The 23,379-nt window shown below is 29.0% G+C and carries 30 protein-coding genes, 2 tRNA genes and 1 pseudogene; 11 read left to right on the forward strand and 22 right to left on the reverse strand.

The window, feature by feature from the left end:
- Positions 1-44 precede the first annotated feature (44 nt).
- The 11 genes from rplL to K5Q05_RS01925 form a co-directional block, all read right to left on the reverse strand.
- On the reverse strand, positions 45-416 hold the full coding sequence (gene rplL / locus K5Q05_RS01875) for a 50S ribosomal protein L7/L12 (protein WP_025443767.1): 372 nt from the start codon (positions 414-416) through the stop codon (positions 45-47).
- 77 nt (positions 417-493) lie between these two features.
- Complete coding sequence (gene rplJ / locus K5Q05_RS01880) at positions 494-982, reverse strand: 50S ribosomal protein L10 (protein WP_025443766.1); 489 nt, start codon at positions 980-982, stop codon at positions 494-496.
- 10 nt (positions 983-992) lie between these two features.
- Complete coding sequence (gene rplA, locus K5Q05_RS01885; protein ID WP_025443765.1) at positions 993-1,667, reverse strand: 50S ribosomal protein L1; 675 nt, start codon at positions 1,665-1,667, stop codon at positions 993-995.
- On the reverse strand, positions 1,667-2,110 hold the full coding sequence (gene rplK / locus K5Q05_RS01890) for a 50S ribosomal protein L11 (protein WP_044003394.1): 444 nt from the start codon (positions 2,108-2,110) through the stop codon (positions 1,667-1,669). Before rplK ends, rplA begins: the two co-directional genes overlap by 1 nt.
- Before the next feature lie 56 nt (positions 2,111-2,166).
- Positions 2,167-2,721, reverse strand: coding sequence for a transcription termination/antitermination protein NusG (gene nusG, locus K5Q05_RS01895; RefSeq protein ID WP_025443763.1), 555 nt, complete (start codon positions 2,719-2,721; stop codon positions 2,167-2,169).
- Positions 2,722-2,730: 9 nt separating this feature from the next.
- On the reverse strand, positions 2,731-2,901 hold the full coding sequence (secE, locus tag K5Q05_RS01900; protein WP_020954777.1) for a preprotein translocase subunit SecE: 171 nt from the start codon (positions 2,899-2,901) through the stop codon (positions 2,731-2,733).
- Between the two features lie 29 nt (positions 2,902-2,930).
- Positions 2,931-3,004, reverse strand: a tRNA-Trp gene (locus K5Q05_RS01905).
- A 13-nt stretch (positions 3,005-3,017) separates the two neighbouring features.
- Positions 3,018-3,197 carry a 50S ribosomal protein L33 gene (gene rpmG / locus K5Q05_RS01910; RefSeq protein WP_020954778.1) on the reverse strand — a complete coding sequence of 60 codons (180 nt, stop codon included), beginning with the start codon at positions 3,195-3,197 and terminating at the stop codon, positions 3,018-3,020.
- Positions 3,198-3,220: 23 nt separating this feature from the next.
- Positions 3,221-3,293: transfer RNA gene (locus tag K5Q05_RS01915), tRNA-Thr, on the reverse strand.
- 88 nt (positions 3,294-3,381) lie between these two features.
- Entirely contained in the window at positions 3,382-4,236 is an 855-nt protein-coding gene (locus tag K5Q05_RS01920; RefSeq protein ID WP_025443762.1) for a hypothetical protein, read from the reverse strand.
- 11 nt (positions 4,237-4,247) lie between these two features.
- A complete protein-coding gene (locus tag K5Q05_RS01925; RefSeq protein WP_025443761.1) occupies positions 4,248-5,270 on the reverse strand; it encodes a tetratricopeptide repeat protein in 1,023 nt (340 codons plus the stop codon).
- 74 nt (positions 5,271-5,344) lie between these two features.
- On the opposite strand from K5Q05_RS01925, the gene K5Q05_RS01930 reads away from it, so the two are divergent.
- From K5Q05_RS01930 to K5Q05_RS01940, 3 genes are all read left to right on the forward strand, one after another.
- Positions 5,345-6,658 (forward strand): hypothetical protein, encoded by a 1,314-nt coding sequence (locus tag K5Q05_RS01930; RefSeq protein ID WP_044003391.1) that lies wholly within the window; start codon positions 5,345-5,347, stop codon positions 6,656-6,658.
- A gap of 5 nt (positions 6,659-6,663) precedes the next feature.
- Positions 6,664-7,320, forward strand: a complete 657-nt coding sequence (locus tag K5Q05_RS01935; RefSeq protein WP_025443760.1) for an ankyrin repeat domain-containing protein — start codon at positions 6,664-6,666, stop codon at positions 7,318-7,320.
- A gap of 345 nt (positions 7,321-7,665) precedes the next feature.
- Positions 7,666-8,856 (forward strand): dicarboxylate/amino acid:cation symporter, encoded by a 1,191-nt coding sequence (locus tag K5Q05_RS01940; RefSeq protein WP_025443759.1) that lies wholly within the window; start codon positions 7,666-7,668, stop codon positions 8,854-8,856.
- Between the two features lie 24 nt (positions 8,857-8,880).
- On the opposite strand, the gene proS is transcribed toward K5Q05_RS01940, so the two are convergent.
- Positions 8,881-10,347, reverse strand: a complete 1,467-nt coding sequence (gene proS / locus K5Q05_RS01945; RefSeq protein WP_221019288.1) for a proline--tRNA ligase — start codon at positions 10,345-10,347, stop codon at positions 8,881-8,883.
- Between the two features lie 834 nt (positions 10,348-11,181).
- On the opposite strand from proS, the gene K5Q05_RS01950 reads away from it, so the two are divergent.
- Both K5Q05_RS01950 and K5Q05_RS01955 read left to right on the forward strand, forming a co-directional pair.
- Positions 11,182-11,781 (forward strand): BAPKO_0422 family outer member beta-barrel protein, encoded by a 600-nt coding sequence (locus K5Q05_RS01950; protein ID WP_025443757.1) that lies wholly within the window; start codon positions 11,182-11,184, stop codon positions 11,779-11,781.
- 10 nt (positions 11,782-11,791) lie between these two features.
- Positions 11,792-12,568, forward strand: a complete 777-nt coding sequence (locus tag K5Q05_RS01955) for a DUF3996 domain-containing protein (protein ID WP_025443756.1) — start codon at positions 11,792-11,794, stop codon at positions 12,566-12,568.
- Between the two features lie 39 nt (positions 12,569-12,607).
- Here K5Q05_RS01955 and manA read toward each other — a convergent pair.
- The 6 genes and pseudogenes from manA to K5Q05_RS04290 form a co-directional block, all read right to left on the reverse strand.
- Positions 12,608-13,722 (reverse strand): annotated as a pseudogene (gene manA / locus K5Q05_RS01960) (mannose-6-phosphate isomerase, class I).
- Positions 13,719-14,336: a hypothetical protein gene (locus K5Q05_RS04270; protein ID WP_232515448.1), complete on the reverse strand. Its 618-nt coding sequence runs from the start codon at positions 14,334-14,336 to the stop codon at positions 13,719-13,721. Before K5Q05_RS04270 ends, manA begins: the two are co-directional and overlap by 4 nt.
- Before the next feature lie 70 nt (positions 14,337-14,406).
- Positions 14,407-14,538, reverse strand: coding sequence for a hypothetical protein (locus K5Q05_RS04275; protein ID WP_259655172.1), 132 nt, complete (start codon positions 14,536-14,538; stop codon positions 14,407-14,409).
- Complete coding sequence (locus tag K5Q05_RS04280; RefSeq protein ID WP_232515447.1) at positions 14,532-14,735, reverse strand: hypothetical protein; 204 nt, start codon at positions 14,733-14,735, stop codon at positions 14,532-14,534. The genes K5Q05_RS04275 and K5Q05_RS04280 overlap by 7 nt, the downstream gene beginning before the upstream one ends.
- Before the next feature lie 242 nt (positions 14,736-14,977).
- Positions 14,978-15,295, reverse strand: coding sequence for a PTS sugar transporter subunit IIA (locus tag K5Q05_RS04285; RefSeq protein WP_025443755.1), 318 nt, complete (start codon positions 15,293-15,295; stop codon positions 14,978-14,980).
- 60 nt (positions 15,296-15,355) lie between these two features.
- Entirely contained in the window at positions 15,356-15,481 is a 126-nt protein-coding gene (locus K5Q05_RS04290) for a PTS sugar transporter subunit IIA (protein ID WP_255315113.1), read from the reverse strand.
- A 488-nt stretch (positions 15,482-15,969) separates the two neighbouring features.
- Here K5Q05_RS04290 and K5Q05_RS01970 point away from each other — a divergent pair, with 488 nt between their 5' ends.
- Together K5Q05_RS01970 and K5Q05_RS04355 are read left to right on the forward strand one after the other, a co-directional pair.
- Positions 15,970-16,848, forward strand: coding sequence for a DNA/RNA non-specific endonuclease (locus tag K5Q05_RS01970; RefSeq protein WP_025443754.1), 879 nt, complete (start codon positions 15,970-15,972; stop codon positions 16,846-16,848).
- Positions 16,848-17,612, forward strand: coding sequence for a hypothetical protein (locus tag K5Q05_RS04355; protein WP_084821517.1), 765 nt, complete (start codon positions 16,848-16,850; stop codon positions 17,610-17,612). The genes K5Q05_RS01970 and K5Q05_RS04355 overlap by 1 nt, the downstream gene beginning before the upstream one ends.
- On the opposite strand, the gene K5Q05_RS01975 is transcribed toward K5Q05_RS04355, so the two are convergent.
- The 4 genes from K5Q05_RS01975 to K5Q05_RS04305 form a co-directional block, all read right to left on the reverse strand.
- Complete coding sequence (locus tag K5Q05_RS01975; RefSeq protein ID WP_221019289.1) at positions 17,607-18,215, reverse strand: diacylglycerol/polyprenol kinase family protein; 609 nt, start codon at positions 18,213-18,215, stop codon at positions 17,607-17,609. The two genes, K5Q05_RS04355 and K5Q05_RS01975, sit on opposite strands and share 6 nt — an antisense overlap.
- Positions 18,215-18,376 (reverse strand): FKBP-type peptidyl-prolyl cis-trans isomerase, encoded by a 162-nt coding sequence (locus K5Q05_RS04295; RefSeq protein WP_232515446.1) that lies wholly within the window; start codon positions 18,374-18,376, stop codon positions 18,215-18,217. Before K5Q05_RS04295 ends, K5Q05_RS01975 begins: the two co-directional genes overlap by 1 nt.
- 174 nt (positions 18,377-18,550) lie before the next feature.
- Positions 18,551-18,901: a peptidylprolyl isomerase gene (locus tag K5Q05_RS04300; RefSeq protein ID WP_255315114.1), complete on the reverse strand. Its 351-nt coding sequence runs from the start codon at positions 18,899-18,901 to the stop codon at positions 18,551-18,553.
- Positions 18,898-19,170, reverse strand: coding sequence for a peptidylprolyl isomerase (locus K5Q05_RS04305; RefSeq protein ID WP_025443751.1), 273 nt, complete (start codon positions 19,168-19,170; stop codon positions 18,898-18,900). Before K5Q05_RS04305 ends, K5Q05_RS04300 begins: the two co-directional genes overlap by 4 nt.
- Before the next feature lie 222 nt (positions 19,171-19,392).
- Between K5Q05_RS04305 and K5Q05_RS01985 the strand changes: the two genes are divergently transcribed.
- From K5Q05_RS01985 to K5Q05_RS02000, 4 genes are read left to right on the forward strand one after another with little or no spacing between them, the layout of a single operon-like run.
- Positions 19,393-20,256, forward strand: a complete 864-nt coding sequence (locus tag K5Q05_RS01985) for a CheR family methyltransferase (protein WP_025443750.1) — start codon at positions 19,393-19,395, stop codon at positions 20,254-20,256.
- A gap of 33 nt (positions 20,257-20,289) precedes the next feature.
- Entirely contained in the window at positions 20,290-21,450 is a 1,161-nt protein-coding gene (locus K5Q05_RS01990; RefSeq protein ID WP_025443749.1) for a chemotaxis protein CheB, read from the forward strand.
- A gap of 23 nt (positions 21,451-21,473) precedes the next feature.
- Positions 21,474-22,682: a TraB/GumN family protein gene (locus K5Q05_RS01995; RefSeq protein WP_025443748.1), complete on the forward strand. Its 1,209-nt coding sequence runs from the start codon at positions 21,474-21,476 to the stop codon at positions 22,680-22,682.
- A 38-nt stretch (positions 22,683-22,720) separates the two neighbouring features.
- Positions 22,721-23,362, forward strand: a complete 642-nt coding sequence (locus tag K5Q05_RS02000; RefSeq protein WP_025443747.1) for an adenylate kinase — start codon at positions 22,721-22,723, stop codon at positions 23,360-23,362.
- Positions 23,363-23,379: the final 17 nt, after the last annotated feature.

The following is a 23,379-nucleotide window of genomic DNA, read 5'->3' on the forward strand; positions in this document are numbered from 1 at the left end:
TAAAATGACACGTGGAATAACAAATCTGGCATATTTTTAATGCTTTACTTAATTTCAACTTTTGCACCAACTGCTTCTAATCGTTTTTTGATTTCCTCAGCATCTGCTTTTGAAATACCTTCTTTAACTGCTTTCGGAACAGCTTCAACTAAGGTCTTAGCCTCTCCAAGTCCAAGCCCAGTAATAGCCCTTACCTCTTTAATAACATTGATCTTACTATCTCCAAAAGATACAAGCATTACATCAAATTCTGTCTGCTCCTCAGTACCACCTCCTGAAGGACTAGGTCCCGCAGCAACAGCAACCGCAGCAGCAGTAACCCCAAATTTTTCCTCAATAGCTACTATAAGCTCAACAACCTCAGATGTTTTAGCCTCTTCAAGCCATGTTAAAATATCTTCTTTACTTAGTGCCATATTAACTTAACTCCTCTTACATTATTATTTCAAACAGTGATAGCATGTGCACTTTATTAAGACTAACACCATTTTAATTACACCTTAACATCAGATACAGCCTTTAAAATCCTTGCAAGTTTTGAAATTGGCGCCTTAAGCACACTTATAAACAAAGAAATAGCCTCTTTCTTAGTAGGAAGTTTGCTATATGCATTAAGTTTAGCCTCATCATAGATCTCTCCTAAAATAAAACCTCCCTTAACCTTTAGAGTAGTAGTTTTAACAAATTCATAAAAAATTTTTGCAACAACATTAGCTTCATCAACAGCAGTAACAATAGCTGTTGGACCTAAAAGATAAGAATCAAGACCATCTATATGTTTATCTTTTAAAACTCGCTTCATTATATTATTTTTTACAACCTTTAATTCACCCTTCTCTTTTTCAACTTTATTTCTCAAGTCAGTAAGCTCCGCTACTGTTAATCCCCTGTAATCTAAGAAAAAAATATTATCCTTATTATTTAAAAACTCTCTTAACAAATTAAACATTTCAACCTTTTTAGGGTTTATCTTTGCATCCATAATCCAACTCCTACACAAAATCGATCTTTACAGAAGGCCCCATGGTAGATGTCATATAAACACTATTCACAAAAGTACCCTTTAAATCACTTGGTCGCTTCTTAAGTAATTCCTTAATAAATTCATTATAATTCTCTTTTATCTTTTTATTATCCATAGACGATTTACCAACAGAAAAATTAATAACACCATTTTTATTTGCCCTAAACTCTGTACGACCCCTCTTAAAACTAGCTATTGCACTTCTCAAGTCATTTGTAATAGTTTGTGTCTTAGGATTTGGCATTAATCCTCTTTTACCTAAAATAGGACCAAGCTTTCCCACATCCTTCATCATATCAGGTGTTGCAACAACAATATCAAAGTCATTAAACCCACTTTTAATCTTATTAATAAGGTCATCATCCCCAACATAAGAAGCACCAGACTCTCTTGCCTCATCAGCTTTAACACCCTTTGCAAACACAAGTATTCTCTTCTCTTTCATAAATTGATTTGGAAGAACAACTGTGTCTCTAACTGTATGATTCTTCTTCAAATTGAGATTAACAGATGCATCTATAGTTTCATCAAACTTAACAAACTTAATCTCTTTCAATAAGTTTATTGCATCATCTATGCTATAATATTTACGCTTATCTACCCTAGATAGAGCTTGTATATATTTTTTTCCACTCTTAGCCATTATTTTTCCACCTCAACACCCATGGAACGAGCACTTCCTGCAATGATTTTAAATGCAGCCATCTCAGTTTTTGCATTTAAATCAGGCATTTTGACCTTTGCAATTTCCATGATCTTTTCCTTTGATATAGTTCCAACCTTCTCTGTATTTGACTTCTTAGAGCCTATCTCTATCCCAATAGCCTTTTTAATCAAAACCGAAGCTGGTGGAGTCTTGACAACAAATGAAAAACTTTTATCTCTGTAAATAGTTATAATGACAGGAACAACAACTCCCGTTTCCATTTTAGCCGTTCTTTCATTAAATTCTTTAACAAATTGAGGTCCACTAACACCATGAGGTCCAAGGGCCTGCCCTATTTTAGCTCCTGGAGCGGCTTGAGCAGCCGGAATTTGAAGCTTGACCCAAGCAATCTCTTTTTTCTTCTTAGATATATCAGACATAAAAACTCCTTATGGTAAAAACGCCTTTTAAGCTCCCATTAACATATAATTAATCATTAAATTTTCTCTATATGCTGAAAATCAACTTCAACAGGAGTTGATCTTCCAAAGATTTGAACTGCAACCTTCAGCTTTTTTTTCTCATAATCAATAGACCCAATAACACCCTCAAAAGAATCAAAAGGCCCTCCCTTAATCCTAACTCTCTCACCTTCTTCAAAATCATAAAGTATGAAAATAGACTTATCTGCCTTAATTTCTCCAGCCAGCATAAAGACACTCTTAACTTCTTCATCACTAATTGGAAGAGGTTTTTGCTCTTTATTAGTTCCTACAAAACTTACAACACCTGGAATCTTAATAATATCAGCAACTGTGCTTTTCCACTCTTGTTCAGGAAGATCTAGCTCAATAAGAATATAACCTGGCCAAATCTTTCTTTCTCTTATCCGCTTTTTTCCATTTCTTATCTCCTCTACCCTTTCAATAGGAGCTTTAACATCTAAAACATTACTACCAAAAATACCTTCATCAATCAAAAGTCTTATCTCTTGTTCAATCTTCTTTTCATATTGAGAAAAAGTCTGCAATACATACCAGGCCCTGGACATAATCTTTCCTTAAAATACATAAGTTATAGCAAGATACATAATATAATCCACTATACCTAAAAAAATTGAAATAAAAAAAACCAACCAAAAAACTTGCTTTCCACTGCCTATCACTTCACTGTACTTAGGCCATGTTATTTTTTTAAGTTCCAAAACGCTTTCTTTAATAAATTTAAACACTTAAAAGCCTCTCTTTAAATACCAAACCACAGGCCAGGAGGGACTCGAACCCCCAACATGCGGTTTTGGAGACCGCTGTTTTACCATTTAAAACTACTGACCTATAAACTTTATAATTATTTTATCTTGCCTTCTTTATGAAGAGTATGCTTCCTGAGAACTGGACAATACTTCATTAATTCTAATTTCTCTTGCTTATTACGCCTATTTTTAGTAGTAGTATAATTTCTAATTCCTGTTTCTTCACACACCAAAGCTATAAGCTCAATGGCACCTTTGCCCTTCTTCTTGCCCATAAATAACACTCCTGAATATAAAAAGCCCTCAATCGGATTTGAACCGATGACCGCCACCTTACCATGGTGGTGCTCTACCACCTGAGCTATAAGGGCATCATTTCCCTTTATAACAATCCCTTATACCATACTAATTTATTCTCTGAAAAAAGACAAGCCCTTCTTAAATTATATTTCTAGGCTCTCATTTAATAATGACAAGCTTCCCTTCTCTTAAAAGATTAACATTATTCTTATTTGAAAATATCTTATTAATAGAATATTCATCAAGTATGATATCTGAATTATTTTTACCATAAATCCCTTTAGCAATCAACCTTAAAGGATAATCCCCAATTCTACCCTTATCTTTATAAGAGATATCATTTGTATATTCAAGCATTCCCCATTTTCTAAGTGCAGCTGGCTCAACCATGCTTTTATCAAAATAAAGCTTAATATTTTCATCATAAATCTTAATAAAGAAAGCATTCATTAATTGCACAACAGCGCCTGAAGAAGACTTATAATCATCACCAGCATAAACAATAATCCCAGTATAAGCAAGCTGCTCAACACTTGTATTCACCAATGGATAAAAAGCTCTATAAGGCTTACTATGGGATAAAAATAAGTTAATAAAATCAGGAAAAAGACAAAGTTCATATCTAATGGTTATGCTTTTTAAATCCTCTGAGTGCTTAGTATATCCCCTTTTTAAAATGCTATCAAGTCCTGAAAAATAAAGTATCAAATGGGGATCTGAGTTAAAATAATCTTCAAAAGTATGATCAGAATCAATTACCATTTCAAAAAGAGACTGTCTTATTAAAGTATCCTTAAAATCATTAATGCTAAATATTAATCTAGAAGTAGAATCATCAAGCCCAGCTCTATCAAATTTATCCTCATCCACTGGCTTGGTAATATCAAAATAAACGTGCTTTGTATCCCAATCAATTGTCCTCTTTATACTAGACTTAAATAGAGAATCTTTTATAACAGAAACATTAGAATAAAGTAAAAATAAAAAACTAAAAAGACTATTAAGTAAATTCAAATTAAATCTCCTTACTTTTTACCTAAATAAACTCCTATCCAAGCCCAACCATTATTAATTTCTGGATCTTTTGGATAAGAAATTTTTTTAAAGACAAAATACCATTCCCAAATATGCTCCCAACCACTAGAACCAAGATAAGATATATCATTGCTAGAATCAGCCTCAAAACGACTTGCAAACTGTATTCCATTTTTTCGCTTACTTCCAAGTTTAATCATTGTTGTTAAAAAACTATCTGTATTAATTGAATTACCTTTGCCACCCCTTTGATCCCAACTTTGAATAAAAAAATTATGTTTGTCCCTTATGCTTAATAATTTTGCAGTATTTCCAGAAAAAATATATCTCTTAATATCATTAATCAGATCATTCAAATTCCTATAAATTATAAAGTCTGGATTATTATAATAATTAACTTTAGTAACAACAGCAGAATAGTCTATTGAATCTATTCTTAAATCTGCCCTTGGTATTAAAAGAAACTTTTTATAATAAAAATACGCTTCATCATAATTTTGGATACTCTCTAAAATTAGAGCAAGATTGTAATAATAATTGCCCTTATCTGCATTAGTAAGACTATCAGCATTAGCATCAAGCAACAGTTTATAATAACGTATTTTGTAGTCAGCATTAATATTTAAATTGATAACTCTTTTTGCAATATCTATTTTTACAGAGCTATTCTCGTAAATATAATCATTAAAATTATCAACAACATACCTGTAATAGGTAAAAGCCACTAAGTCTTCCTTAATAAAAGAATATATATTACCCATCAAATAAAAATACAAAGGATAATATTCCTTACCAATATCATTAGCGATTCCTTGATTGACAGACCTCAAAGCACTTTTATAATCTTTATTGCGCATACGAATATCAACTATTCTATCAACAATAATAAATCTATCTAAATCCTTTTTACCTGACTCTTCTAAAAGACCCATGAGATTTTGAATTTCGCTATGCTTAGTTCTATAACAGCTAAAAACCAGTATCAGTCCAAATACTTGAATTAATAACCTCATTGTCTTTATTATATAATAAAGGGCATGTATAACAAAACACATCTTAAAGTCAACAAAAACTATCAGGATTTAGCATGAATAAAAAATTAATATACATTATTTTATTACTCATATTATTTCTATCTTGTTATTATGAAAATAATAAATATGGTATTGTTCTAGATTCAAACAATAGAGAAAAACTTCCAAATGGCTCAATTGTTACAATAGAAGATATCAATCAAGAAAAAAAAACAATAACAATAAACTATAATGGAATAAAATTTATAGTATATAAATTTACAATAGAAGAGTTTCAAACAAAAAAAGAAGCAGAAAAATTTAGACTAAGCATTCAACCATATATAAATAAGTATGCGATCAGTAAAAAAGATCTCCTTCCTCTTAGAACCTCGCCAGACAGCTATAGAGAAAACATAATATATAGAATTCCAAAAGAAGCTGTCTTGAAAATAATAAACGTTGGAAAAGAAACAGACGCAGGCTCACTTAAAGGAAGATGGTTATACGCCTTGACAAAAGATGGATACAAAGGTTATGTCTTTGACTACGCACTCGAAACTTTCGATAATATTACAGGCACAATATTTACAAATACACTAGATCAAACCTCACAAAATGAAGTAATCAATACATTTAAAAGTATTAAACACTTAAGACCAATGTATTATGAAAAAATGATTGCTCATAAAATGTATGATACCAACCTACTAAGAAAAGACTATGGATTGTTTTTTACTCCTAAAAATGAAATAAAAATCAATATACCCGAATTAAGTCTATCTTTCAAATTTGACATTATTGATGAGGTAAAACCGAATGGATTTCTATTCAGATCTAAAACTTCAGAGAAAGATTTTATTCTCCTAACAAAAGAAACTCAAAATTATTACAAGTCAACCATAAAAGTTAAAGAACACAACATTGAAGCAAGATTCGTGACTATTGAGCAAAATATTGCAAAAATTATTCTTGAAGCAGAAGAACAAAATCAAAATCTAATAAATAAACTAACATCTTACGGAACATTACTAAATACACAATATGGAAATATTAGATTTAAAGAAGACAAAACTTTTGTTTGGGAAATAGACAAAAAAATTTATAATCTACCAAGTTCTGGAACGTTTGAAATAATCGGAATTAGTCCAAACTTACAAATTTCATATAAAAACGCTATCAAATTGATCAATAATGAAGGAAAAGAATATTTCTGTTTACTAGATTATACTAACAATGCCTTACAACTAATATTCACATCTCCAAAAAATGTCGAAAATAGTTCAGTCATAATTGATGACAAGGATAAAATTGCGATCATATTATTTAATAATATTCAGATTAATCAAAATATACCTATAAGAATCCAAAAAATATTTCAAGGGTAAAAGCAATGAAAATAATTCTCATATTACTATTCACACAATTTATTATGTCTTTAAATGCAAATGAAAACATAAAAATAATAAAAGAATTATCAAAAACAATTTATTATCTTAATAATAAAGAATACACCACAAATAAAGAAAAGCTAGACAACTTTGTAAAATCAATAAACTTAAATGATAATAATATCTTAAAAGAGTTACAAAAAATAAAAAATGAATTTTTCATCACATCTGTATATTTCAAAAACACAAAAGGGACTCTAATAGCTCTAAATCTCTCCGCAGAAATAAATTTTCAATACAAAATATCTCCACTATCAATTTCAATAATCAATAACGATTTTCAAACCACAAAAATATTAATAGACTATGGAATTAACATTAACAGAATAGATGAAACAAAATATCCATCAATATTTTGGGCAATATACCTAAATAATGAAAAAATATTCAATTTCTTAAAAGACAAAGGAGCTGACTTAAGTTTTACCCTTAAAAATGGAAAAACACCTACACAAGCTGCAATAGAAATTGAAAATATTGATTTAATCGAATTACTACTTAAAAAAAATGCCTATATTAAAGATGAATATAAAAAAGAAATGAAAAATTTAAAAAATAAAAATTTAAAAAATATTCTAAAAAAATACAAAATAATATAAAGCAATTAGTACCCATATAACATATCAACATTTTTATTCTTTTAAAAAAGGTTTTTATGTATTTTGTCTATATTTAATAACTTTGTTACCTTATGGCACTCATTACAGTCTATGTAATCTAAAATTCCATGTAAAGACTAAAACCAATATTTTATCATTAAGACAAGATTTTACAATAACAATCGATAAAAACTTATCATGTTCTTCCAAAATACTAATCTCAGGGAATTACATATTATAAATATTTTATTGAGAAATCATACTAAAATTTCATATTTACCAAAAAATCTAGTAAGATTTATTATGCTATAAAGACTATTTTTAAAACTCGCAAAGGAACAATTTATGAATACAAAAGTCAAATTTTTTCTAACCATACCCATTGGAATATTGCTTGGATTATTTCTTCCCTCTGAAGCCTATAACACACTATCACATATCTTCATAAGGTTGGCATACTTTTCCTTAATTCCTTTTTTAATATTTTCAATTCCACTTGGCATAGAAAATATTATTGATAATAAAAAATTCAGAAAATTGATTGTGAAAACCATCTACTATGGAATTTTAATTAATACAATAGGAGTAATTGTATCCATTGTAGCTGCAACAATATACATACCACAAAGAATTCCAATATTAGACAAAAATATTCCAAATCTATATATATTTGATAAAGCAGCATTTCTTGAAACATTTTTCCCAAAAAACATCTTCACAATACTTACAAACAACAACCCAAATCTTTTAAGCATTTACATTATTTCAATAATTATTGGAATTAGTTTTTATTACGCAAAACAAAAGGGAAGAATTGCTAGAGAGCTTATATTAAGCACCTCAAATCTTTTTTACAATGCAAACGGAATAGTTGTAAAAATACTAAATTTTGGAATTATTTTCATTACAGCAGCATACACTACAAACTTAAAAAATTTCAAAAACTATCAATACTACATAAACAGCATAATATTTTTTTCATCATGGACAATAATCATTATTCTAATAATAATTCCAATGATTAGCTATCAATTAACCAAAAATTTTAAACTCGTATACAAAAACATATTAATATCCATCCAAAATATAATATTTGCAGGTTTTACAATGGACTCTTATGCTCCTTACTCTGTTTTAATAGAAGATATTAAAAATGAAAGAATGAACATAAAAAAATCAATAATCACCAATATACCAATAATCAACTTTATTTCTAAATCTGGAACAATTTTTATCGCAACAATTTCATTTTTTATTATTTTAAAATCTTACTCTAGCTTGCCCATATCAATTTATGAAATAAGTTATATGAGTATATTAACATTTCTTTTTATTTTCGCATTCCCACACGTACCAAACAGTTTAATTTACATAATTACAATGCTATGTTCAACTTATACAAAAGGAATTGAACTCAGTTACTCTAATATAACTCCAATAATTCCAATCTTAACATCCCTAGCTTTAATGATAGACTTCACATCTAATATAGCAATAATGTACATAATAGACTTCAATGAACTACAAGATACTTAAAGTAGTCTTTAAATGAAATAAATATTAGTAAGACCGTGCAAATAAAACAAGATACTTGACCACTCCATTACAATAAATACAAGTCAAGTTATTTAAAGATCTATTTTGGAATTCTTCAGGAATGCATCGTATTGTAGCTTTTGTATCATTTTTAATCCCTTCTTCACAAACTTCACTTCCACACCATGAAGAAAGCACAAATCCTAAATGGTTATTAATATAAGTCTTAAAAGTATCATAATCATTCTCTTTAAATCCAATAATTTCTTTGGTATTCAAATTCCTAAATTCTAATGCTCTATTAAACAATTCAGACTGCATATTTTCAAGTTCACATCTCATTTTCGATAATAACTCTTTCATTGATACTTGATACTTAGAATTTTTATCTTTGTCTCTTCTTGCAACAGTGACACAGTCCATTATAATATCATTAGATCCTATTTCAATTCGCATAGGAATTCCTTTAAGTTCTGCAGCAGCAAATCTAAATCCCGGAGAATTCTTAACATCTTTATCAATCTCAACTCTAAACCCCTCTCTCTTTAAAATATCAAAAACAGTAGTTGAATATTCAAGAATTCTTTTATTTGCCTCATTATCTACTTTAAAAATAGGAACAATAATAATTTCAATTGGTGCTATTTTTGGAGGCAATATCAAACCCTTGTTATCAGAATGAACCATAATCAATGCTCCAATTAATCTAGTTGAAACTCCCCAACTAGTAGCAAAAACATAATCCATTTCACCTTTTTTATTCTGAAACTTAACATCAAAAGCCTCTGCAAAATTTAATCCCAAATAATGAGATGTCCCCACTTGTAAAGCTTTTTTATCTTGCATTAATGCTTCAAGTGTGTAAGTAGACACAGCACCTGCAAATTTTTCCATTTCGGTCTTCTGACCACAAAATACAGGAATAGCTAAATAGTCCTCAATAAACCTTTTATAAAGATTTAAAATAAATAAAGTCTCTTCTTTGGCTTCCTTTTCAGTCTCATGCGCAGTATGCCCCTCCTGCCATAAAAACTCAGTGGTACGCAGAAATGGTCTTGTTCTTTTCTCCCAACGAATAATATTTGTCCATTGATTTATTTTAACAGGCAAATCTCTATAAGATTTTATCCATTTACTATACATATTCCAAATAACTGTCTCAGAAGTGGGCCTTAAAATCAAAGGTTCTGATAATTCTTCCCCACCAGCAGTTGTTACAACAGCAAGTTCTGGTGAAAATCCTTTAATATGTTCTCTCTCTTTTTCCAAAAATTCATAAGGGATAAGCAATGGAAAATATGCATTCTCATGTCCTGTCTTTTCAAAATTGTCATTAAGTATTCTTCTAATTCTCTCCCAAATAGCATATCCATAAGGCATAATAACCATACAACCTTTAACAGGACCATAATCAGCCAGCTTTGCCTTCTGCACTATATCTAAATACCACTTCGAAAAGTCTTCTTCTTTTGAAAAAATAAAATTACCCATAAGCTTTACCCTTTTTGAAAAATTTTAGAAATCCTAATCATAAAAACAACACAATTTGCCTTGCAAAGCAAAAAAATGCATTTGTTTTATTTATAATAATCATCTAGCCACCACTATTTACATCTTTAATTTAAGCACTGCCATTTTTAACTCATACAAAAACAACAACAGCACTAACTAAGAAATCTACAGTAAAAACATCTTAAAAAGATCACAAAAAACAGTAAAAATCATAACAAAGAACAAAAATAACCTGAATAACTTGAAAGAGAAATCTATATTTAAATTTATATTTATATTAAAAATATGTCAAATATATTTTTAATACAAATCTTTGCTCTAATACTTATCTTTATAAGTTGAAAAAATATGATTGTACCTTACAATAGATTTTTGCAATATATATGTAGAAAAATACATATATATTTAACTACCATATAATGGCAAAAATTAGGAAAAAATTTATTACGCCAAAAACTTAGACTAAAACATAGCTACAAGAATGTTATAAACAACCCTCTATCTACCAACTTTAAAAAAAAATTAGGTATACATTTTGCCAATGTTAATAGGTTATCAATTTCCTATGTTATTTTAAAAATCAGTCCAAATTTGACATTACTTCACAAACTACAAAAAACAAAGCTAAGTTTTATGACTCAAAATCGCCAAAAACATATTGATATGAATCAAATCTTAATATTAAAAGCAGATAAAACAAAAAAAATAATAGAAATATTGACTACCCAAAAACCGCTTTATATCACACGCTTTACAAAATATAATTCTAGGAATTATACACATCTAATAAAACATAAGTTTAAAGGAGAATTTATGAAAACATTATTAAAATTGATTATGATTTTATCATTAGTAAATCCATCTTTTGCAACAAAAATTGATCCATCAGCTCTTAACAAAATACTAAATGAAAAACAAAACCAAAATAAATTTGGGATAGGTCTTGGCATGGGAAATCCTATCACTAATATTATCATTAATTTTCCATACGTAGAAATAGATCTTGGATATGGAGGTTTTAATGGCCTAAATCCTAATAATTTCACACCTTATATTGTTTTTGGAACTGACATCCTATTCAAAGAAGAAGTTTACCAACATACAATCATCACCGGTGGACTTGGTCTGGGCATTGACTTGTCTCAAATAAAAACAAATGAACAATATGCTGCGAACCTACAATCAGAAAATAGTATAAATAAACAAGAAGAATTTTCACTAGTCTCAACTAATAACAGATTGGGAACTGTACTTAGAATTCCTATTACATTGGAATACTATTTTTTGAATAATGTTGTAATAGGGTTCAAGGCTATAGCAACAATTGGAGGCACAATGACATTTAAGCCTACATCAATGGAAGGCATAAGGTTCGGATTTTTTGGTTTTGGATTCATAAAAGCATACATATAAAGGAAAGTTAATGAAAAAAAACTATCAAAAAATATTTATATTAATTTTAATATTCAATTTACACTATTTTGCGTTCTCTAAATCCAATAATGCTTATTCGATTAAATGCAAGCAAGAAGATAACGGAACAACCTGCACCACCAATGATAATTTCATTCCCAAACAACAACCTAATCCTATTCCCAAACAAAAACCTAATCCCACTCCCAAACAACAACCTAATCCTATTCCCAAACAAAAACCTAATCCTATTCCCAAACAAAAACCTAATCCTATTCCCAAACAACAACCTAATCCATATAGCTCCCCCCAATTAATGGAAACAAAAAGCAACCCCTATGCACTTGCAGCAGGAATAGGCACTGGAAATCCTTTAGTTAACATTTTAATCTCGATCCCATACATAGACATAGATTTTGGATATGGAGGCTTTCTGTACTTCAAATCTGAAAATTTTCACCCCTACATTTTAATAGGAATCGATCTAATTTTCAAACAACAAATAGGAAATTCTTTAATAGTTGGAGGGGGCTTCGGAATTGACACAGACTGGTCACAAGCAAATTTAACTGTTCCTGGAACTACACAACCTTCTCCTTATGAAAGGATAGGAATAGCGACCAGATTACCCATATCAATAGAATATAAAATTCTACAAAATTTATCATTAGGACTTAAAATTTGTTCCACAGTTGGTTCAACAATATTTCTCACAAAACCAACAATAGTATTCGAAGGAATGAGATTTAAATTTTTCGCAATCGGATTTATCAGAGTTTTCATGTAAACAATGAATTCTTACTTAAGTCAAAAGATCAATATTTTGCTATAAAGAGATTGCAACAAAAATTTCTCCATTCCCATGAATTAATAATCCTTCATTATAGTCCCCTACAAATAGGCTTTCTCCTTTTTGAAGAAAAAAGTCATCGTTGATATAAATTTCTCCATTCATAACCAACAATATCATTACACTATCTCTTTAAAATAAATCTTTCCATCTATATATCTTTGAAATAAACTTAAATTAATACCTGGAAGATTAAACACATTAAAACCATCAAGGTTTTCACCCCTTAATAATGAAAATATTCCCTCTTCAAACCTACCAAACCTAAGCATTTCCCCCTTGTCAATGTATCTAACAGTAAGACCTGCCCTAATCATATTGTCAGAATTAGTCATAAGCTCAAGACACTCACCTTTAAGATAAGCATAAACTTCTTGACTATTTATATAAAACACTTGACCTGGATTTAATTTAAAAATACGCATTCTTAAAAACACTAAAAGATCAATATCTGATCCATAAACCCTATCAATCTCATTAAACCAATAAGATCTAAAACTATCTATAGAATATAAATTTATTTGCACTTTATCAATGACATCTTCAATTTCAAACTTTTTCAAACTAAATATATTCTTTATAAATTCATTATGCGTTGTAAAATGAAAATCCAATTTCAACTTTCCATATATATTTTTGATTTCAAAGAGAGGTAAAAAGCCCTTAAGGACATAAAAGTCACTTAAAGCATAAACAAGTTCTATTTTTGGATTTATATCTTTATAAACTCTTTTAAAATCATTAATTTCTATTCCATTTTCATTCTCAAGTTTACAACCTTTTAAAGTAATATCTTTTGAAGGATGTATTTGAATTGATAAAGATCTTTGAACTGAGAGAATCTTAAATAAAAAAACAATTCATTCTCATTGCCCAAAACTCTTTATGATGCTCTAAAAAATTACAAAGAGAAACGCATTGACCATCAACCAATATCTTACTAGAAAATGTCTTATATGCTCCAAGCCATATCTCAGCTTTAGGTAAACCATCTTCTCTTCGTCCTAAAAGAAAAGGAATGAAACTAGTTTCCACCCCCAATCATATTCTTTAACTTCATTTTTCATTAAAAATGTATTGTCACTTCTCATTTAAATTCCTTAATTTTTAAAGACTTAAGAAAGATAACCAAGCTCGTTGCAACCACAATACCAACAAACATTGCAATAATAAATCCCAACTTGTTATTAACCACAGGAAGAACTATTGGGCACTCCATGTGGGGAGCATGATCTGCAACACCTAAGAATGCAGCAATTATACTCGAAACAGCACCTCCAATCACTATTGAAGGCAATACTCTTACAGGAACACTAGCAGCAAAAAGAATAGCGCCTTCACTAATACCAATAAAAGAAAACAAAAACGCTATTTTCCCAGACTCTCGCTCTTCGTCTTCAAACAATTTAGGCATAATAAAAGTAGCAAAACCCATAGCCATAGGAGCAACATGAATAGCTGATGCAACCATGCACATTATTTGTGGAACTGGAGGAATCATACCAACGCCAAAAAAGAATGCAACTTTATTAAAAGGGCCTCCCATATCAATCGATACCATTGCACAAAGTATTAATCCAAGCAATAACTTACTTAAAATGCCATAAATTTCTGAATTAGTCTGAAGTGACTTAAGACCAACCTCAAGGAATGTCATAAATTGCCCAATATAAACACCTCCATAAATCATAAAAAGTCCAATCATAACAGTACTTATTAAAGGAACTATAAAATAGGCATCATGGGACTAATCCATTCAGGAACCTTAAACTTTGCTATCCATCTAGCAATAAACCTGTCATAAACCCCGTCAATATTGCTCTTAGAAATCCTGCTTTAATATCTCTGGCAAGCACCCCCCCCAACCTCAAAAAAAGACCAGGTGCAAGACTCCGGCTTATTAGCAATTGCTATAGCAATAAAACCCGAAAGTATTGGCAACAATCATACTAAAAGATACAGCACCAATATCTATAATTTTTTTATAAAAAGGATACTTATCAAAATTTAAACCATCAGCACCAACTCCTGAAAAGGATATACCAAGAGCTATTAAAATACCACCACTTGCTACAATTGGAACAATAGGAGACACACCACTCATTAAATACTTATAAAAAGTAAATTTATCTATACCAAACTTGTCTTTAACAGCACTAACATTTTTATAATTAAATATTGGAGCATCAAACGATGCTCTGATAACATTATCTACATCACTGATAGCCTTTGTAGTTGAAATCTTATAAACTTTCTTTCCATCAAATCTCTCTCATTAATATCATTATCCACTGCAAGTATTACAACATCAGCAGCTTTTCAATATCTGACTCTGTTAAAGTATTATTAATACCAATAGAATCCTGTGGGTCTCAACTTAAATGCTGTACCCTTGCCTCTTAGATTCAATTTCAAGCTTCTTAACAGCAATATATGTATGTGCAACTCCCACAAAAAAAACACACATACATATACTATTTTGCATGGCTTAGAAACACTTATAACATTATCTGCAGAATTCTCTTCAAGATTTTTTACATAAGAATAAATTTTATCAGGACTATTTAAAACTTTTAAAATATTTTTAAACTCATTGCTTTCAAATAAATTAGCTATAAAAGCTATTGACTTAATATATTCATTATTTGGACGACTTTTTGACATATATATTAAAAATATTAAATTAATAGGTGGATTATCATCAGACCACTTTATATCATTGCTTTATATATAAAGCAATGATATAAAACTTGACTTAATAACATCTCCCATAAAATGAGGAATAGCACCTCCATTTTCCCAAGATGTATCTCCTATTTTTTCTCTCAAGTAGTCCCTGAATAAATTCATTCCTATTATGTATATAACCCTACTTACTTACTTGCTCAACTAAAAAATCAATTGTTTCTTCCTTGAAATTTATTTCATTAGATATAAAAATGAGTTCTTTTTTGAAAAACTCTACAATATAACCTTTAACCCCCTTAAATACTCAACTTAATTCTATCATAGTGGCAAATCATAACCCTTGATTTTAATTTTTCTTTATTTTCAATTTATTTTATATTAATATACACTTGTTTACATTCTTTAAATGAAATACAAAAAGCCCATTATTAAAAGAAAAATTAAAATGATTTTTCTTCAGTAGAGAAAGAATTTATTCTTTATTAAAAATTACATCACGTAACAAAGCCATATATCTTTTGAAAGATATACAAAAAAATCTATATATTATTCAATAACATATTCAAAAACTGAGTATTTATTAATACATTCAATGTTTCTTTTGATTTTGATATTAGATATAATCTTAAATGTAGTAAAGAAATATAATTATGAAAAAAAAGATAAAAATTTTGTTCTGCTTTTACATATTAATTTTATTGGTATTCTTATTTTTATATCAAAATCCAAAAACCTTAAATAATATAAAAGAAATAGCTTCTAGTTATTTAGAAAAACTCAATGAGCAAATTTACGGACCTAAAAGTTCAATCGAATTAAAAGAAGAGCATCTCTTACCAAAAGGCTATCTTACCACTCAAATACTAAATAAAAAATACTACTCTTTAGGATATGCAGAGAGTGCAAGGCAGGCAGAATGGACGGCTTACCACTTAAAAAGAGAAATGATCGAATTGGCCTTAACTTTAGTTAAAGAAAATAAAATCAAACGAAGTAAAAAATTTTTTGAAGATAAAGATATTAAAGGAATTGCTCCCAAGTTAACTGACTACATCAAAAGCGGGTATGACAGGGGGCATATTGTCAGTTCTGCTGACATGTCTTTTTCCAAGAATGCAATGATAGATACATATTTTCTGTCAAACATATCACCTCAACAAAAAGAGTTCAACTCCGGAATCTGGCTTAAGCTTGAAAAATTAGTTAGAAAATGGGCCATCTTAAAAGAAAAGCTTTATATTATTAGTGCAGGAATTTTAACAGAAAATAAGGGATTTATTGGAAAAAATAAGATTCTAATTCCAAAAAATTTCTATAAAATAATACTATCATTAAATAATGACAACTCTTATGACATATTGGCTTTCATCATCCCAAATAAAAAGGCCAAAGATTTAGAATTAAGAAATTATGTTGTGAACGTTAATACAATTGAAAAAAAAACTAAAATAGATTTCTTTGCAAAGCTTGATGCTGGAATAAAAAAAATAATTAAAATGAAAAAAGACATACATTCTTGGAAATTTTGATGAAAATACTCTTTGCAAAATTAAACATTTTCTTGTCAACAATCTCTATATTGGGAATAATTGTTGTATCAATATTCGTATATTACATAAATTTTAATATAAACTTTTACCTCTATCTTATTAAGACCTATAACGAGAACTTCTTGATTTTAGTAGATAAATTTTTCATTTTCAGCACTGGCATCATAGGATCCATTTGGACATACATAAACTATAAAAGAACCAATAACATACAATTCGTATTTTTTTATTGTTTTATTTGTTCTTTTATACTTGAACCTATTTCAATTTTAAAACATTATCTCTTAAGTCACACATTAAGTCTAGAATTTTATTATTTCATGAAATTTTATCACTTAATAAGTATATTTTCATTGCTAAATTTATTTTTTCTAAGCCTATACATATGTGACTTTCAAATAAAATCAATAACTTATACTACTTACTTAATTTTTACTTTTTCAATGCTTTATAGTTCATTAGTACCTATTAACGCTTATGACCAGACAAATTATTTATTATTTCCAACAGAAAATAATAGGTTTTATGTTGATTTAACATCATTACTAATACCAATAAACATTTTGGTAGCATTCTCAAGGAAAAAAAACTTGAACTACCTTTTAATCTTTATATCAATATTTCTAATAGTATTGGGAATTTATCTCAATTCTATAGAAATACCTTACGCCTTCATACCAAGCTTAATAGGAGTTCCAATGTACTTAAGAGAAGCAGGGAAGTTTTTCTTCTATTGGCTATAAACTATACTCATTTAACACAAAAGATAAAGTTGCTACACCTAAAGATAAAAATAAGTTATCGTATTTCTTAAAATCAAAAAGCTCCACAAGCACAGCCCCAATTCCAACAATTGATGCTAACACAAAGTTAGGAAAAAAATAATAAAAAACAATAAACGAAACCAAAAATACAACGACAACACTACCTGAGAATGTTTTATCATTTACAAGTTTAAAAGAAGGAATCATTTTGCCCAAAAGACTTGCAAGTCCATCTCCAATACATGCAGAAAATATCCCAATATAACTAAAAGGCTCAGATATAAAAAAATAAGTATAAAATATACTCATCACCAGAAATATTGGAGAAAAAGAAACCTTGCACGAAGACACCTCTCTAGACTCTAATATTATTTCCGATATACCCTTTAGAAAAAATAAATTTATTTTCATTATTCTAAATATTTCTAAAATTAAGTATACAAATATAAAAAATAAGCTAAATGCAATACCTATCCAAAAATTTACTTTATAAAACAACAAAAAAATTAAAGTAGAAACATGAAAAAATTTCCTATAAATCTCAAATTTAATATTTTTGTCCAAAAAAACTCGATTCAACATTACTTAATTTTCCTTAAAATAATATTAAATCTTAAAAAAGAATTTGCCTTTATAATTCCACCAATGCTTCTCTCTCCATAGGCAAGATTTGGCGGAATTATTATTACTCTCGCCTCTTCCTCGCACACATCTGACAACATTAAATTCCAACCTTTAATCACTTGCCCATCACCCAACCATAAACTCTATTGATTCACATCCCTGTCAATTGAACTGTCAAACTTTACTCAGCTTAGCAAAAAACCCCCATAGTCTACTCTTACAACATTGCCCCTTTTAACACTTCTACCATTACCTTGCTTATTTATCTTGTATAAGATATTATTTTCATCCTTTTAAAAATCTTTGTAATCTTGATCAATTACCTCAAGCTGAGAGGCCACATATTTTTTAGTCTCATTAACCTTCTTTGACTCATAACTTTGCTTTAATTTTAAAAATTCTTCACTGTTAACCTTAAAAGCATTTGCATCCTCACCAACACGATAAATCTTTATTCTTTCTATTTTATCTCCTTGACTTATACTTCGAACCGTATCCATCCCTGAAATTACTTTACCAAAAATTGAATGCTTAAAATCAAGATAAGTAAGATTATCTGCAAGAGTGATAAAAAACTGACTCCCATTGGTGTCAGGACCCGAATTAGCCATAGAAACAATTCCTGACTCATTATGACTACTCAATCTTTTGTTAAATTCATCGGGGAAAAATAACCAGGCCCTCCTCCAGTCCCCGTTCCTGTAGGATCTCCTGTTTGAATAACAACCTCATCAACAACCCTATGAAACATAATATTTTCAAAATAAGGCTGATTTGTAACAAAATTTTTAATAGCGCCTTCACTAAGACCAACAAAATTCATGACTGTTAAAGGTGCATCCTTATAGTAAAGTTCAATTTCTATATTGCCCTTATTTGTACTAATAAATGCAAATATCCCATCTTTTTTCACTAAATCTTTCCTTTTGCTACCACAAGCTACCAGCATTAAAACTAATAAAAAATATAATAAAAACTTATACACAAGTCTATTACCTGAATTAATGTTTCAATAAAGCTATCAACACTTATTTTACAATTTTTCTATGAAAATTGTAAAATAAGCTAGCAATTTACAATCATTAAGTAATACTATTTAATAAAGAAGAGATTTATCAAACTTGGATCTTATCAAATGTTAAATATTAGCAATGAACTCCTTCTAAAATTTTGTAACTTTATATACGAAAACAGCGGGATCAGATTTGATGAAAAAAATGAAATTGTGTTAAAGGGGCGTATTAATGTTGCAATGCAAGAACTTGAAAATATAAATACCCCAAAACAACTATATGACTTAATAAGTTCTGATAAATTTCAAAAAAAATACTTCTTAGATCTTGTTACAACCAACCTAACACAATTCTTTAGAAATAGAGCCCATTTTACAACTTTTGAAAAATTTGTAATTCCAAACTTAGTAAAAATTAAAAACCAAGAAAGCAAAAATAAAATTGTTATATGGTCTGCTGGATGCTCAACAGGAGAAGAACCATATTCTTTGGCATTCGTTCTTAAATCTAATCTCCCAAAAAATTTTGACTTCACTATTATTGCTTCCGATTTAAGTTTAAAGTCTCTAATGAAAGCAAAAGAAGGACATTATAATACAAAAAAATGCGAATACATTCCAACACAATATACAAAATACATCAAACCTCACATGGATGATGGTTACACCGTAATAGAAGATATTAAAAAACACATACGGTTTGACTATCATAATCTAAGTTTTGAAAGTGGTTTTTCAAATATAGATGTTGTTTTCTGCCGAAATGTACTCATATACTTTGATGAAAAATCTAAAATAAAGGTTTTAAAAGAATTTTACGCATCTATGGCTAGTAAAAGTTATTTATTTATTGGACACTCAGAATCACTTTTTGGTCTTAATCTTCCTTTTAAATTTTTAAGAACATCTTGGGCTATAATATACGAAAAAGATGATACAAATCTCCCCCCCAAAAAGTTTCATTTCCAAAGCAGATATAGATTATAATCTGGCACAAAAACCCACAGGAGCAAAGCAAAAGTGCAAATAAAAATTTATGTGCTTATTATTGAAGCTTCTTCTATTAATAGAAAAGCCATATCAGACATTATAAACTCATCTTCAAACCTTGAAGTTATTGCCACTGCAGCTAACAGTGACTTTGCTCTTAAAAAACTTAAAAAACATCCAGATGTAGTACTACTTAGTTTAGAAACAGAAACAATAAAAGAAATTGCTTTCATAAACAAAAAGAAAAATATCATCGACAAGCTTCCTGTTGTTATCCTATCATCATGTCAAGAAATAGCAAAAAATGCACTCTTAAAAGGTGCTAACGATTTCATAATAAAAACTAATAACAAATTAGAATGTATAAAAGATAAAATGATTAATTTACTCTCAGTTTATGGTAACAAAACTATAAAAAACAAAATTATCAGGAATATTAACTTAGAAGTTAAAACAAATAAATCCTTTACAGATAAAAATGAGAAAGAAAAAAATTCAAATACAATAAAACTAACAGATGAAAATTTAATAATTAAAAAAGAAAAAATTGAGAATAAACATTATAATAAAGAAGCAATAATAAATGAAAAAGATTTAAAAAAATTGAAAAGTAAAAAATTCGAAATAGTTGTTATTGGAATATCTACAGGTGGACCTGCAGCACTAAAGAAAATACTACCAGAAATTCCTAATAATTTTCCTGTTCCAATAGTCATTGTTCAACATATGCCAAAAGGATTCACCTCAGAATTTGCAAAAAACCTTAACAATATTTGCAACTTAATTGTAAAAGAAACAACTAATCAAGAAATACTTCAAAAAGGATTCATATACATAAGCTCTGGGGGATACCACACAAGAATAAATAAAATAAATGGAAACTACAAAACAGAAGTTTTTGATGCTGAAAATGTAAACGGTCACAAACCTTCCATCGGGGTACTCTTTAAATCAATATCAGAAAATGTAAAAGAAAAAGCAATAGCTTTAATAATGACTGGAATGGGAAGTGATGGCTCTAGAGAAATTGGAGAAATTAAAAAAGCTGGTGGATTAACCATTGCACAAGATGAGAAAAGTTCAGTAGTTTTTGGAATGCCAAAAATAGCAATAGAAGAAAATAATATAGACTATATAGTTTCAATAAGTCATGTGATAAAATTATTAAAGGCCATCCTTCTTGATGGTTAGATTTTTAAAAACAAGGATAACTTTTGGACATTAAAAAAGAGAATACCTATGATCATTTTTCACACGTCAGCATTTTTAATATGGCTCATAATAAAATATATATCTTAGGAACAGCACATGTATCAAAAAAAAGTTCACAAGAAACAGCTATTTTAATTGAAAAATTAAAGCCAGACTTTATTGCCGTTGAACTTGATGAGACTCGATACCATGCAGTTCTAGAAACAGATGAAAACGAGAAGTGGCGTAACTTGGATATATATAAAGTAATAAAGCAAGGAAAAGCATTTTTGTTAATAGTACAAATTATTTTGAGTAATTTCCAAAAAAAATTAGCAAAAGAACAAGGTATTAATCCTGGCGAAGAGATGAAAACAGCTATTTTAAAAGCTAAAGAGCATAACATACCATTGATACTTGCAGATAGAAAAGTTGAAATTACTCTAAAGAGAGCCTGGAACTGTGTTCCAATTTTTGAAAAAGTCAAAATAATATCAAGTCTATTTTCTTTCTCAGATATAAAAGTAACACAAGATGAAATTGAAAAACTTAAAGAACAAGACATTCTCTCAAATATGATGGAAGAACTTGCAAAAGAAATTCCTACTGTAAAAAAAATTTTAATTGATGAGAGAGATGAATTTATAGCAAGTAAAATACTAGAAGGTTCAGGAACAATCCTTGCAGTTGTTGGCGCCGGTCACGTAAAAGGAATAACAGAAAACTTAAGAAAAATTAAAGAAAACAAAAAAATTATCAATATTGACGTTCTTAATATCATACCTAAAAATGCTTTTTCGATGAGTAAATTAATATCTTATTTTATAGCAATCTCAATTGTTGTACTGATAGCAAGCTCATTTTACTTTAAAGGATTTGATCTGACATACAAAAATTTAGAGTCCTGGATAATATGTAACTCTTTATTTGCAGGTCTTGCTGCTCTTTTACTAAGAGCTAATATTATAACGATAATAACAGCATCAATTGGTGCCCCAATATTCTCTTTAATCCCATTTATCGGAACAGGCATGGTTGCAGGTCTTGTTGAAGCTTACATAAACAAACCAAAAATAAAAGACTTTGAAAAACTGCAAGAAGACTTGGTTAACATAAAAGGATATTTTAAAAATAAAATTACAAAAATTTTACTAATAGTATTTTTTGTAAACATTGGGTCTGCAATTGGAACAATTGTTGGACTTAAATTCTTGTTAAATATTCTTAGATAAACACCAAAAAGAAAAATAAGAGAATATAGGAGTTATATATGAAACTTGTTCTTTTAGGGCCCCCAGGTTCTGGAAAAGGTACAATTGCCAAGATCCTCTCAAGTAAACTTAACTATTATCATATTTCAACAGGAGATCTATTCAGAGAGAATATATCAAATTCTACACCTCTTGGGAAAGAAATCAAAAAAACAGTTGAAAGTGGACAACTAGTACCCGACTCAATCACGATAAAAATCGTTGAAGATAAAATTAATACCCTTGAAAATCAAAACAATCTTATTCTTGATGGATTCCCCAGAAATATCAATCAAGCTAAGGCTTTAGATAATTTCTTGAAAAATATTCAAATAATAAACTTTTTACTCGATGAAGAGGTACTAATAAAAAGGCTTTCCGGAAGAAGAATATGCAAGTCCTGTGGCGGTATATTTAACATATACACACTGCCTACAAAAGAAAAGGAAATTTGTGATCTTTGTAAAGGTATCCTTTATCAACGAAAAGACGACAAAGAAGAATCTTTAAAAGTCAGACTTAAAGAATATCATCTACAAACAAAGCCACTAATAAATTTCTACTCAAAAAACAATAGAATTAATAATATAAATGCATCAAAAAATATTGATGAAGTAAAAAAAAGTTTAATGGAAATAATTTCAAAAAACCAAAAATATTAATTTAAAATCATCATTTT

Source organism: Borrelia miyamotoi (assembly GCF_019668505.1).
In the GTDB taxonomy this organism is placed as follows: Bacteria; Spirochaetota; Spirochaetia; order Borreliales; family Borreliaceae; genus Borrelia; species Borrelia miyamotoi.

Bases quoted from the DNA above. Each gene is read 5' to 3' on its own strand.
- rplL (WP_025443767.1), bottom strand. From the start codon at position 416: ATGGCACTAAGTAAAGAAGATATTTTAACATGGCTTGAAGAGGCTAAA.
- rplJ (WP_025443766.1), bottom strand. From the start codon at position 982: ATGGATGCAAAGATAAACCCTAAAAAGGTTGAAATGTTTAATTTGTTA.
- rplA (WP_025443765.1), bottom strand. From the start codon at position 1,667: ATGGCTAAGAGTGGAAAAAAATATATACAAGCTCTATCTAGGGTAGAT.
- rplK (WP_044003394.1), bottom strand. From the start codon at position 2,110: ATGTCTGATATATCTAAGAAGAAAAAAGAGATTGCTTGGGTCAAGCTT.
- nusG (WP_025443763.1), bottom strand. From the start codon at position 2,721: ATGTCCAGGGCCTGGTATGTATTGCAGACTTTTTCTCAATATGAAAAG.
- rpmG (WP_020954778.1), bottom strand. From the start codon at position 3,197: ATGGGCAAGAAGAAGGGCAAAGGTGCCATTGAGCTTATAGCTTTGGTG.
- K5Q05_RS01925 (WP_025443761.1), bottom strand. From the start codon at position 5,270: ATGAGGTTATTAATTCAAGTATTTGGACTGATACTGGTTTTTAGCTGT.
- K5Q05_RS01930 (WP_044003391.1), top strand. From the start codon at position 5,345: ATGAATAAAAAATTAATATACATTATTTTATTACTCATATTATTTCTA.
- K5Q05_RS01935 (WP_025443760.1), top strand. From the start codon at position 6,664: ATGAAAATAATTCTCATATTACTATTCACACAATTTATTATGTCTTTA.
- K5Q05_RS01940 (WP_025443759.1), top strand. From the start codon at position 7,666: ATGAATACAAAAGTCAAATTTTTTCTAACCATACCCATTGGAATATTG.
- proS (WP_221019288.1), bottom strand. From the start codon at position 10,347: ATGGGTAATTTTATTTTTTCAAAAGAAGAAGACTTTTCGAAGTGGTAT.
- K5Q05_RS01950 (WP_025443757.1), top strand. From the start codon at position 11,182: ATGAAAACATTATTAAAATTGATTATGATTTTATCATTAGTAAATCCA.
- K5Q05_RS01955 (WP_025443756.1), top strand. From the start codon at position 11,792: ATGAAAAAAAACTATCAAAAAATATTTATATTAATTTTAATATTCAAT.
- K5Q05_RS04270 (WP_232515448.1), bottom strand. From the start codon at position 14,336: ATGATTGGACTTTTTATGATTTATGGAGGTGTTTATATTGGGCAATTT.
- K5Q05_RS04280 (WP_232515447.1), bottom strand. From the start codon at position 14,735: ATGAGTGGTGTGTCTCCTATTGTTCCAATTGTAGCAAGTGGTGGTATT.
- K5Q05_RS04285 (WP_025443755.1), bottom strand. From the start codon at position 15,295: ATGTCAAAAAGTCGTCCAAATAATGAATATATTAAGTCAATAGCTTTT.
- K5Q05_RS04290 (WP_255315113.1), bottom strand. From the start codon at position 15,481: ATGAATTTATTCAGGGACTACTTGAGAGAAAAAATAGGAGATACATCT.
- K5Q05_RS01970 (WP_025443754.1), top strand. From the start codon at position 15,970: ATGAAAAAAAAGATAAAAATTTTGTTCTGCTTTTACATATTAATTTTA.
- K5Q05_RS04355 (WP_084821517.1), top strand. From the start codon at position 16,848: ATGAAAATACTCTTTGCAAAATTAAACATTTTCTTGTCAACAATCTCT.
- K5Q05_RS01975 (WP_221019289.1), bottom strand. From the start codon at position 18,215: ATGTTGAATCGAGTTTTTTTGGACAAAAATATTAAATTTGAGATTTAT.
- K5Q05_RS01985 (WP_025443750.1), top strand. From the start codon at position 19,393: ATGTTAAATATTAGCAATGAACTCCTTCTAAAATTTTGTAACTTTATA.
- K5Q05_RS02000 (WP_025443747.1), top strand. From the start codon at position 22,721: ATGAAACTTGTTCTTTTAGGGCCCCCAGGTTCTGGAAAAGGTACAATT.